Source organism: Sphingobium sp. LMC3-1-1.1, from assembly GCF_040676285.1.
GTDB lineage: Bacteria > Pseudomonadota > Alphaproteobacteria > Sphingomonadales > Sphingomonadaceae > Sphingobium.
The window spans coordinates 1-10,876 of sequence record NZ_JBEGHQ010000014.1 but is presented as its reverse complement, the minus strand read 5'-3'; the positions used below and the strand labels follow the sequence as shown (position 1 = coordinate 10,876).

The 10,876-nt window shown below is 56.3% G+C and carries 9 protein-coding genes and 1 pseudogene; 2 read left to right on the top strand and 8 right to left on the bottom strand.

What is annotated here, in order from left to right; genetic code table 11:
* Nucleotides 1-204: 204 nt before the first annotated feature.
* From MRBLMC3_RS13255 to rfbC, 8 genes are all read right to left on the bottom strand, one after another.
* The gene (locus MRBLMC3_RS13255) at nucleotides 205-1,521 is read right to left on the bottom strand and encodes a glycosyltransferase family 4 protein (protein ID WP_363829530.1); all 1,317 of its coding nucleotides are present in this window, start codon (nucleotides 1,519-1,521) and stop codon (nucleotides 205-207) included.
* Between the two features lie 9 nt (nucleotides 1,522-1,530).
* Nucleotides 1,531-2,184 (bottom strand): ABC transporter ATP-binding protein, encoded by a 654-nt coding sequence (locus MRBLMC3_RS13250; RefSeq protein ID WP_363829527.1) that lies wholly within the window; start codon nucleotides 2,182-2,184, stop codon nucleotides 1,531-1,533.
* Nucleotides 2,181-2,987, bottom strand: coding sequence for an ABC transporter permease (locus tag MRBLMC3_RS13245; RefSeq protein WP_363829524.1), 807 nt, complete (start codon nucleotides 2,985-2,987; stop codon nucleotides 2,181-2,183). The genes MRBLMC3_RS13250 and MRBLMC3_RS13245 overlap by 4 nt, the downstream gene beginning before the upstream one ends.
* Nucleotides 2,987-4,162, bottom strand: a complete 1,176-nt coding sequence (locus MRBLMC3_RS13240; RefSeq protein WP_363829521.1) for a hypothetical protein — start codon at nucleotides 4,160-4,162, stop codon at nucleotides 2,987-2,989. The genes MRBLMC3_RS13245 and MRBLMC3_RS13240 overlap by 1 nt, the downstream gene beginning before the upstream one ends.
* A 225-nt stretch (nucleotides 4,163-4,387) precedes the next feature.
* Nucleotides 4,388-5,260 carry a glucose-1-phosphate thymidylyltransferase RfbA gene (gene rfbA / locus MRBLMC3_RS13235; protein WP_363829519.1) on the bottom strand — a complete coding sequence of 291 codons (873 nt, stop codon included), beginning with the start codon at nucleotides 5,258-5,260 and terminating at the stop codon, nucleotides 4,388-4,390.
* Nucleotides 5,257-6,156 carry a dTDP-4-dehydrorhamnose reductase gene (gene rfbD / locus MRBLMC3_RS13230; protein WP_363829517.1) on the bottom strand — a complete coding sequence of 300 codons (900 nt, stop codon included), beginning with the start codon at nucleotides 6,154-6,156 and terminating at the stop codon, nucleotides 5,257-5,259. Before rfbD ends, rfbA begins: the two co-directional genes overlap by 4 nt.
* A complete protein-coding gene (gene rfbB, locus MRBLMC3_RS13225; RefSeq protein WP_363829514.1) occupies nucleotides 6,153-7,214 on the bottom strand; it encodes a dTDP-glucose 4,6-dehydratase in 1,062 nt (353 codons plus the stop codon). Before rfbB ends, rfbD begins: the two co-directional genes overlap by 4 nt.
* Before the next feature lie 34 nt (nucleotides 7,215-7,248).
* Nucleotides 7,249-7,827, bottom strand: coding sequence for a dTDP-4-dehydrorhamnose 3,5-epimerase (rfbC, locus tag MRBLMC3_RS13220; protein ID WP_363829511.1), 579 nt, complete (start codon nucleotides 7,825-7,827; stop codon nucleotides 7,249-7,251).
* A 188-nt stretch (nucleotides 7,828-8,015) separates the two neighbouring features.
* On the opposite strand from rfbC, the pseudogene MRBLMC3_RS13215 reads away from it, so the two are divergent.
* Nucleotides 8,016-9,188, top strand: a pseudogene (locus MRBLMC3_RS13215) (IS3 family transposase).
* Between the two features lie 63 nt (nucleotides 9,189-9,251).
* Nucleotides 9,252-10,715 (top strand): hypothetical protein, encoded by a 1,464-nt coding sequence (locus MRBLMC3_RS13210; protein WP_363829508.1) that lies wholly within the window; start codon nucleotides 9,252-9,254, stop codon nucleotides 10,713-10,715.
* The last annotated feature ends 161 nt before the right edge of the window (nucleotides 10,716-10,876 follow it).

Sequence of the window (10,876 nt, the reverse complement as noted above, 5' to 3'; positions counted from 1 at the left end):
CCGCTGGTCAGCGCAATGCGCACCGCCTCCTGCTTGAACTCTTCGCTATGCTTGATCATCTCATCGGTCTCCTTGAACGAGCCTTAAACTCTCAAGTGAACAGCACAAAACCGTTACAAGTCCAGTCAGACCCCGCTTACGGAACTATCATCCAGAAAATCTCACCTGCTAAACGAGCCCGATCCACACACGAATCATCTCAGGTCATCGGATGCTCTCTGTTTTTCGAACCATCCAGCTTTTCTTGCCCAGGCGTGCCTGCCCGCTCGCATCCGGCAGCTGAGTGCTTACCATTCGGGCTTCAATGACATTCATCAACGACAGAGCCGTGTTCGACCAAGACATTCTATCAACGATTATTTTCCCGTTGGCGCCTTGCCCGGCGCTTTCGATAAAATCACCGATCGACGCGGCCAGCGCGTCCGGACCGTCATCCTGGAAAAAGAAAACAAGCTGCGATCCTATCTCCCGAAAGACGGGCAGATCCCGCGCCAATACCGGCTTGTGGTGTGCCAGTGCTTCCAAGACTGGCAATCCACAACCTTCCGCATAGGAGGTCATCAGCACCCCCATTGCCGCATCATATAATTGATCGAGAAATTCGTCGCTGACATCTTCAAGCCAGCGGAACCTTTGCCCTGATTGAGGATGCGTGCGCAGACGCCGCTGAAACGCCTCCGTCTTCCAGCCCGCCCGGCCCACAATAAGCAGCTGCGGCGCACCATCACCCTGACGCTGCCAAAGCCGCTCAAACGCCGCCAGCGCCTTGTCATACGCCTTACGTGGCTCGATCGTCCCAACCATCAAGATAGTCGGCCGCGATCGGACCTCCTCTAGCAAGGTTTCCGCTCCCGCTGGAAGGCCGGAACTAGGCAGCGTTGCCATCATGTCGCCGCCAAGCGGGATAGTCGAAACAAGAGGACCACCCGCCCGCGTTCCCAATCCCGCAAGCACCTCCTCCAGTTCCGCCGCGACAGCGTAGGAGATGCAGATGGCTCCATCCACACGCTGGGCGAGCATTTTTAACCAGGACCGAAAACGACGGCGGAGCTTGGCCGTGAACCAGCGTCGGTCAAGCAAAGGCAGCAGATCATAAACAATCACGAAGAGGGTAACGTCTTCCTTCTTCCAATGGGCGATCTGACGTTCATGGATGGGAAGGAGATGGATAGCGAGATCGAGCCCGAGAAACACGTCACCGGCACGTGGAATAACAATTCCACCCGCCGATGGCGCCTGCACCGATAGACTCCGGTTCAGGAAGGTAAGGTCGCAATAGCGATATGGCTCTTTACGCGTTGCGAAAACGGGCTGAACTACCATGTCCGTCAGCATCATTTTGGTCAGTTCAACGAGCAGCGCACGGACCACGCGTTGAATGCCGGTGCGGGAGTCGACACGTCGCAGGACGGACACGTCCACTAGCAGATGCCGGGGTCGCTTTTCTGCGGTACGATCTCCATACGGCCTGATCTGCCGCAGATAGCGAATGCCTCTATACCATCTCAGAAGAGCCAGCATCAGCGGTCCTCAGGCGATTTCCGCACTGTAAGACTCAAACGCCTCATCGACAGAGTCATAACGACTGAGATGCCCGTTGGACAGAACGGCAGCAAGATTGCAATGTTCACGGATATAGCCTGGATCGTGCGACACAATAATCATCGCTCGGTCCGCTCGCTTCTCGAACAATTCAACAAGACATTTTTGATGGAAGCGTGCATCGCCGACGGCAACGACCTCGTCGATCAGAAAGCAATCGAATTCAATCAACATGGAGATGGCGAACGCTAAACGGGCTCGCATACCGGCCGAATAAGATCGGACCGGCTCCCTCAGATAGCGCCCCAGTTCAGCAAAATCATCGACCCTGTCGATCTTGTCCTCGAAGGGCACGCCATAGACGCGACAAATAAACCGCAAATTGTCTAGCCCGGTCAAGGCAATCTGGAACGCGCCGCCAAATGCCAACGGCCAGGATACAGACATCGTCCGTTCAACCGTACCGCTGTCCGGCAACTCGGCTCCAGAAATCATCCGGATCAGAGTGGACTTTCCCGCTCCGTTCCGGCCCAGTACACCCAGCTTGTCGCCGCGATGGACCGTCAGGCCAACCCGATTAAGAACACGTTTGCTGCCATGGCGGGTGCGATAGCTGCGTGAGACGTCAGTAAGCCTGATCATGTGGAAGGCACCACATTTCGAGTGGCCACGCGTACCTCCATAACTGCCAGCAAGCTGAGCACCAGACAGAAACAGACGAGATATGCCACATCATAATGGGGATGAAAGGCCGAACCGAAATATCCGTCGCGAACGATCTCCACGCCATGCACCATGGGGAAGAAATACAGAAAATTCTGGAACGCCTGAGGCGTTGAATCGACGATGAAGCCTGCTCCCGAAAAGGGAAACAATAGATAAGCCAATGGGTGCCAAAGCTTGTCCACTAATTCGGATCGCTCAGCGAGTGCCCCGAGGAAAATCGCCAACGCAGCACCAAACCAGGCGATAGACAACCAGCCGAGCAGCAGCGTGATGATATCTTCCGGCAGTTCCGTCCAACCGATGAAATGGAAGAATATAGTCAGGCCGAAGAAGGAAATCGACGCACCCATCATTTCCACTAGCACGCGGGAAATGAAAATGTCGATGATTTTGACGTTCCGGTGATGAAGCAGGGCCGCATTGGGCTCGATCGACGCAATACAGCGCGCCGGCATGTTCCGCCACAACAGTACGCTGGAATATCCGGTGATCGCAAAGGCCGTGATCGGAAGATTGCCGCCATGGATAGCTTTAGTTGCGGTCCAGATCGCCGTAACGCCAACCGTGAACAGCATGGGTTCGACGAATAGCCACAAAAACCCGATATTATGGCGGCCATAGCGCGTTAGTATCTCGCGCATCAGTAAAGCGCCGATGACGCGGCGCTGCACCGCAAAGGAATGCAGGAGACTTTCGCTATTCTGCGCACCGGGGGGCATCAGTCTCTGTGCTCCCTAGCGCCTGCGAGCAGCATGCTGAATATACCCCAGAGGACCAATCCGAGTGCAAGCGTAGCCATGATCCCGCGCAGGCGCCTCGGTTCTAACGCCTCATCCGGCAGGTTAGGCTGGACGATACGCTCTACATAGGCCTGCTTGCGCCGCGCCTCATTCTGGGCCTCTTCCAGCGAGGCCATGGCGGCAGCGAGTTGCTTGTCGGCAAACTGCGTCTCGAGCTGAAGGCGCTGATATTGCGCTGCGGCGGCGGCCAGCGATCGCTGGCCGCCTGCGACTTTGCCCAGTTCCGATTCCACCTCGTGCGAAAGCCCATCTATGCGCGTCTTCAGAACCGCAATCTGCGGGTTGGTCGGCGTGAAGGTACGCAGTTGAAGCAATTCAGTCTTCGTCGAGATCAGTTCGTCCTGCAGCTTCGAGATCATCTGAAGCTGGACGGTGGCCTGCTTCTCAGGATCGACGATGCCCTGGCGATTGCGATAGCCGGACAAGGCGAGCGCAGCTGTACGGGATTTCTCCTTCGCGGCTTCCACCTCTGCGCTTGCGAAGCGAATGAGGTCCTGCCTCCCGCGCTCATTCAGCCGATTGACCGTACCCTCCGCCATTTCAAGCAGTTGCCTATTATAGCGGAGCGCATCTGCCGCCGTATAAGCACGCACCGTGAGTGTGGTGATGGATGACGTGCTGTCATGCTCCACCTTCACCTTCGTTTTGAAATATTTGAACAAATCTTCGAAAGTGGACCCTGTCCACGAGGTGTTAAATCGATCGAAAAATGAAAGATTAGCGTTCGAATAGGCCCGCCGAAAACTTCCATCCGCGTTGAGCGCGGCCAACGCATCTCGGGACATTATATAGTCCTGAGCCGCGAAAATCTCGTCACCTGAATTGGAAAATCCAGCACCTTTGAGCAATATACCGAGAGAGCTGGACGCCGGTTTATCCGGACTGCGAACCACAAACCGAGCTTCCGAAACATAGACATCCGATGCGCACAGGCCGAAATAAATAATCGAACACATCGTCGGAATGACAACCAAGAAGATAAAGAGCCATCCTAACCCAAACAGTTTTTCTATGCCACGCCTTACAACAGCAAGAAAATACTCGCCATTCTTTGCAGAGCTTTCCTTCATGAACTGATCGTTTCTTTCGAGCATGTTATCCTTTGAGGGAATTCATCCCGCAAGCTGACAATGGCGCTGGCGTCATGCGACGGCCACGCGAATTTTGCAACCGACAAAAGTCGCCCCTTATCGCCCAAGGCACCAGATGGGCGGGAAACCCCATCCACAAACCGCGCGAAGGTACCGGGCGATAAAATATCCGTGCGAAGAGATAATTTTGTCCTGAAATGCCTGTAGAAGCGCGCCGCTGCGCCGAAATCAGTATCTCGTCGAAAGGATTTGCCGCAGATAGGCGCCATATGTCGATTTGCCTAGGGCAGCCGCCAACCGCTCAAGCTGGGCATCGTCGATGAAGCCTTGCCGCCACGCCACCTCCTCGGGGCTGGCGATCTTGAAGCCCTGTCGCTTCTCCAGTGTGCGCACGAACTCGGCCGCTTCGATCAGACTGTCGGGCGTTCCCGTATCCAGCCACGCATAGCCCCGCCCCATCACTTCGACTGACAGCTGGCCCCGCTGCAGATAGGCCCTGTTTACGTCTGTTATCTCTAGTTCGCCCCGCAGCGAGGGCTTAAGGGAGGCGGCGATGTCGATCACCTCCTCGTCATAGAAATAAAGGCCGGTCACCGCCCAGTTGGAACGGGGGTTCTGCGGCTTCTCCTCAATGGAGATCGCTTTCATGTCAGCGTCGAACTCGACCACGCCATAGCGCTCCGGGTCGGTGACATGGTAGCCGAACACCGTCGCGCCCGTAGGCCGGGCCATGGCGGTAGCAAAGAGGTCGCCAAGGCCGTGGCCGAAATAGATATTGTCCCCAAGAATCAGCGCGGATGGCCCACCCCGAACGAAGTCCGCGCCGATGACATACGCTTGAGCGAGACCATCGGGGCTCGGCTGTACCGCGTACTGAATCTCCAGTCCCCAAGTGGACCCATTCCCCAACAGTGCCTGAAAAGACGGCACATCGCGCGGCGTCGAGATAATGAGGATTTCCCGGATGCCCGCTAGCATCAGGGTCGACAGAGGATAATAGATCATCGGCTTGTCGTAGATAGGCACGAGCTGCTTCGACGTGACGATGGTCATGGGGTGGAGGCGAGTGCCGGAGCCTCCTGCAAGGATGATGCCTTTCATTTCTTCTCCTGCGCACTGGAGCCGACCAGTTCGGTGACGATCTCGGCAACCGCGTCTCGCCACGGACGCGGCGTCATGCCGAAGTCTCGCGTCAGGCTGGCTGTGCAGAGCCGGGAGTTGGCAGGTCGGCGGGCGATGGTGGGATAGTCTGCTGTCGTGATCGCGGTGACATCGGCGGAGGGGCCCCCGGCAGCAGCGGAGAGGGCGAAAATCTCCCGCGCAAGATCGCACCAACTCGCCTCGCCTCCATTGACGAAGTGATAGATACCCGTTGGAGCCCCTTTGTCTTTGAGATGCGCGAGCGTGATGGCCTGCAGCGCCCCGGCGATGTCGGCGGCGGATGTCGGACAACCGATTTGGTCAGCGACGACGCGTATGGAATCATCGGCTGCGCCGATCCTAAGCATGGTTTTGAGGAAATTGCCGCGATACGCACTCAGTACCCAAGCGGTACGCAGCACGATCGAGCGCGGATTGCCAGTCCGAACCGCCAGTTCGCCCGCCAGTTTGCTTGCACCATAGACGCCGGGCGGTCCGACCGGATCGCCCGGTTCGTAAAAACCTTCACCGTCACCGGAGAAGACGTAATCGGTCGAGACATGGATGAGCGGGATGCCCGCCCGCGCGGTCGCCTCCGCTAGCCAGGCCGGTCCTTGCGCATTGACAAGGAAAGCAGTGCCAACCTCACTCTCCGCCTTATCGACGGCGGTGTAAGCGGCGCAGTTTATTACGGCCGCCCAGTCATGGTTAGCGAGGCAAGTGACGCTTGCCTCGCTGCCGAGGTCGAGGGCGGCTCGATCGGGGAAATGCGGCTCTACGTCTGCAGGCCAGTTGAGGCGAGCCAGTTCCAGGCCTACTTGGCCGGTGCCTCCCGTGATGAGAATCCGACGGCTCACGAGAGTGCCTTGAGGCCGAGCCGCGCGGTATCGTAGCGTCCGTTCAGAATGTCCCGCCACCAGCTCTCATTATCGAGATACCATTGTACCGTACGGGCGATACCCTGCTCGAAACCGGTGCTCGGTTCCCATCCAAGTTCTCGGCGGATCTTGCTGGCATCGATGGCGTAGCGCTGGTCGTGTCCCGGCCGATCAGTCACGAAGGTGATCTGCTCGGCATAGCCCCTGCCGTCGGCTCGAGGTCGTTGGCCGTCCAGCACCGCGCAAATGGCCTGCACGACGTCAATGTTCCGCCGTTCTGCATTGCCGCCGACATTATAGGTTTCGCCCGGCGTCCCTCGCTCGAACACGACCTGCAGGGCGCGGGCATGGTCTTCCACGAACAGCCAATCGCGTACATTGCTGCCGTCGCCGTAAACAGGGAGAGGCGCGCCCGCCAAAGCACGAATGATGATGAGAGGGATAAGCTTCTCGGGAAAGTGATAGGGACCGTAATTATTGGAGCAGTTCGTGACGAGTACGGGTATGCCGTAGGTATGGCCCCAAGCCCGCACGAGATGGTCCGACGCGGCCTTGGACGACGAATAGGGAGAGCGCGGGTCGTAAGCTGTCTTCTCAGTGAAATAGCCAGTGTCGCCGAGCGAGCCGAACACCTCGTCGGTGGAGATGTGGTGGAAGCGGAACGCATCTTTCTCAGTCTGCTCCAAGCCCTGCCAGTAGCCGAGTGCCTGTTGCAGCATCGTATAGGTGCCGACGATGTTGGTTTGGATGAACTCACCCGGCCCGTCGATAGATCGATCGACATGGCTCTCCGCCGCAAGGTGCGCGATCACCTGAGGTCGGAACTCCGCCAGCAGCTTCGCAACCAGCGCGGCGTCAGCGATGTCACCCTGCACGAAGTGATAGCGGAGATTGCTTGCGACCGGATCGAGCGAGGACAGCACACCGGCATAAGTAAGCTTGTCGAGGTTCAGCACCTCATAATCGCTTTCGCCGACCAGATGGCGTACGAGGGCAGAGCCGATGAACCCCGCGCCGCCGGTGACCAGTATGCGCATAAAACTCCCCTGATGGAAAAGTGCTGCCAGATGTTCAGCCCTGCGGTGCCGCGATAGGTTCAAGCGGATGACCCGCATAGGTAAAAACACTTTCGAATTGCGCAAGCAACGGCAGAGTCAGGTCCTTGTCCGACAGGACCGGCCCACTGGCGGGCAACGGCCAATCGATGCCGATATCAGGGCAGTCCCAGCGCACACCGCCTTCGCAATCCGGAGCATAAAAGTCCGACACCTTGTAAAGGACTTCGGTGTCGGGTGCGGTCGTAACGAACGCATGGCCGAAGCCCACCGGCAAGTAAAGCTGATGGCCATTTTCTGCCGTGAGTTCCGCAGCCGCGAACTGTCCATAGGTGGGCGACCCCCTGCGAAGATCGACTGCGTAATCGATAATCGCGCCGCGTATGCAACGGACGAGTTTCGCTTGGGGGTGAGGAATTTTCTGAAAATGAATGCCGCGTATTGTGCCCACAGGCCCGGAAAAGCTATGGTTGTCCTGCACGAACATGACATCGACGCCCTGCTGCGCCCAGCGGGTGGCGACATAGGTTTCGGAAAACCACCCACGCGAATCTCCATAACGCTTCGGCGTGATAAGTTTCACCGGATTGCCCACGATCTGAGTCTTTCCTCTTTGTTGTGCGGTGCCCCGGTAGCACATAGATGCGTCCGGGCAACGGGTATTCCTCAACTATGGTCATTGCGGAGATCCGGTAATCGCAGCACGTGCTGAGTCGCTGTGAGGTGGTGCCGGAAATTCGGACAGGGTGATAAGCTCATCCCGACCTGAAGGAATGGACGGGAATGAAGACGACGAGAAAGCGCTACAGCGCGGAGTTCAAGGCGAAGGTGGCGATGGAAGCGATCCGGGGCGATCTGACGCTGGCGGAACTGGCAGCGAAACATGGCATCCACCACACGATGATCGGGGCATGGAAGCGGCAGGCGATGGATGGGATGGCCAGCCTGTTCGATAATGGTGATCAGGCATCGAAGGCTGCCAGTGAAGCGGAAATCGAGAAGTTGCACGCCAAGATCGGGCAATTGCTGGTGGAAAGGGATTTTTTGGCGAGAGCCTCCGGTCGATGAGCGTGGCCTGGAGGCGATCGAAGATCGAGCCGACACACCAGGATCTGTCGATCGCGATGCAGTGCCGCCTGCTGTCGATCAGCCGGTCGTCCTATTACTACACGCCGGTGCCGGAAAGCGACGAGACGCTGGCGCTGATGACGGTGATCGACGAGACGTTCATGGAATGTCCGTGGTACGGCAGCCGTCAGATGGCGCGGCATTTGCGGCGTCTGGGCCATGCGATCGGCCGTCGCCGGGTCCGGCGGCTGATGGCGAAGATGGGGCTGGCGGCAATTTACCAGCGCCCTCGCACGAGCGATCCGCATCCCGAGCATCGGATTTATCCCTATCTGCTGCGCAATCTGGAAATCACGCGCCCCAACCACGTCTGGTGCGCGGACGGTGACCTATCTGCCCATGCGCCGGGGCTTCCTGTATCTGGTCGCCATCATGGACTGGGCAAGCCGCAAGGTGCTGGCCTGGCGGCTATCGAACACCACGGATGCCGGCTTTTGCGTCGAGGCCCTGGAGGAGGCGCTGGCCCGTTTTGGTAAGCCCGATATCTTCAATACCGATCAGGGCAGCCAATTCACCAGCAACGCCTTCATCGGGGTGCTGCGCGCAGCCGAGATCAAGATCAGCATGGACGGCCGGGGACGCTGGATGGACAATGTCTTCATCGAACGGCTCTGGCGGTCTGTGAAGTACGAATGCGTCTATCTGCACGCCTTCGAGACCGGATCTGAACTGCGTGCCGGCCTGGGCCGATGGTTCGCCTATTATGACAACCATCGCCCGCATTCACGCCTTGCAGGGAAAACCCCAGGCGAGGCATATGGACAAATCGGCGCTTCAAATCCTGGGGGGCATGCCCCCCAGGATTTGATCACCCAAATGGCGGCATGAAACGACACTGGGATGAGCTTAACTTAGCCGCCAACCTGTCCAAGAAGGCGAGGCCACCTCAATATGCCTGTTGATTTGCCGAAGAGATTGGATTCATTATTTGATTTCGAGTGTATTGGGTTGTGGTGGGGGAAAATGAAACTCAAGGAAGATTGGCTTGCATGTAGTTTCATTGTGGTACTGCAGCTTTCGCTGATTTGGTCTCACGTTGCGTGGCAAGATGAATGGCAGGCACTCCAAATCGCTGCATCGAGTCCGAATTTGACGTCTTTGGTGGAGCATTTGCGATATGAAGGACATCCGCCGCTTTGGTATATTTTCCTTCGTGTCATTGCGCTCGCCGGAGGAGGCGTCTTAGCTTTAAAAATAGCTGCAACTCTTTGTGCCTTAATAACAATATTTATTGTTTTGAGCTTTACAAATCAACCTCTTTGGTTGCGTGTGTGCGTGCTCCTGTCTGAGCCGATCCTGTTTGAGTTCAACACGATTTCCCGTAGTGGAAGTCTTGGAATAATGATCATTTTTGCGGTTGTTCGATTTTGGAACAATCGCGCATTTTGGGTTCTGATTGGATTATTACCGCTTACTGATTTCTTGTTCGGTCTAGTTTCTGTTGTGTTTTTGTCACTTAGATGGCGGGAGATATTTCATTGGCGTATTGCCCCTTGGTTCATTTCGGGCGTGGTTGCAGCAGTATCAGTCATTCCGCCAAGTGATATCGTTCCAGCGCTCCATCCCTCGAGCCTATATTGGGATACGCTTGGTTGGGCTGCACGCACAGGCCAGTTAATTTTCCCATTTCAACCAAGATGGAATGCGTTTTCCTCTATGAATGCATTCATGCTGCCTATTTTATTATGTATGGCTTATTGTCAGTTTTCCAAAATAGAGAGGTTGTCTTTTTTCATATTTTTATTTGTAACATTTTTATTTTCTATTTTTATATATCCACTTTTACTTCGCCATCTAATGGTCATCTCAGTTCTGCTTCTTGCGCTGTCATTGGGACGGGAAATGACACCATTGGTGAGTGTCTGGATCGTAGGGCTTGCGTGTCTGGGCGTAGCGACAGCAACCATGAATTTCCTCCTTCCCTTCGATACGGCACCGAAAATGGCATCGATCATCCGCCAGAAGGGGTTGCAACATGCTCCTTGGGTTGGAGCGCCGCAATCTGTGCCGCAAGCAGTGTTTGCAGAATTGGATCTGCCGTTTCAGCGAGTTGGGGCCGACTGTGCGTCAACATTTACCCGCTGGAACTTTCCACATGTGTTGAACGATACGTCCACCGTGGCGAAGTGGCTCGCTCAGCGGGAACGGCAGGGCGGATTTTATTTACTTTCTAGTGTTGAATTGGATCGCGATGCAATCGTTCGCGTCGATGCGGGCTATGATGGTATTCCATATTACATTTACAGTTTCGGAGATCCCAAGACGGGCAAGCTGGTTCCGCCATGCTTTAATGTTCATTATTATTTCGAAGTTCCCCCCGGGGGGGGGCTGCATCTGGGGCAGTTTGGCGGCTGAGTTAAGCTAATTCCGGTTGTCATCCATCCCGCCGTGGACTTGTAACGGTTTTGCGCCGGTCACCTATCTCATTATGCCACCTTTGCCTCAAAGGCGAGCGGGCTGATGCCGCCCAGATATGAATGGGCGCCGCCGGGAATTGTAGAAGCCGTTGATGTACT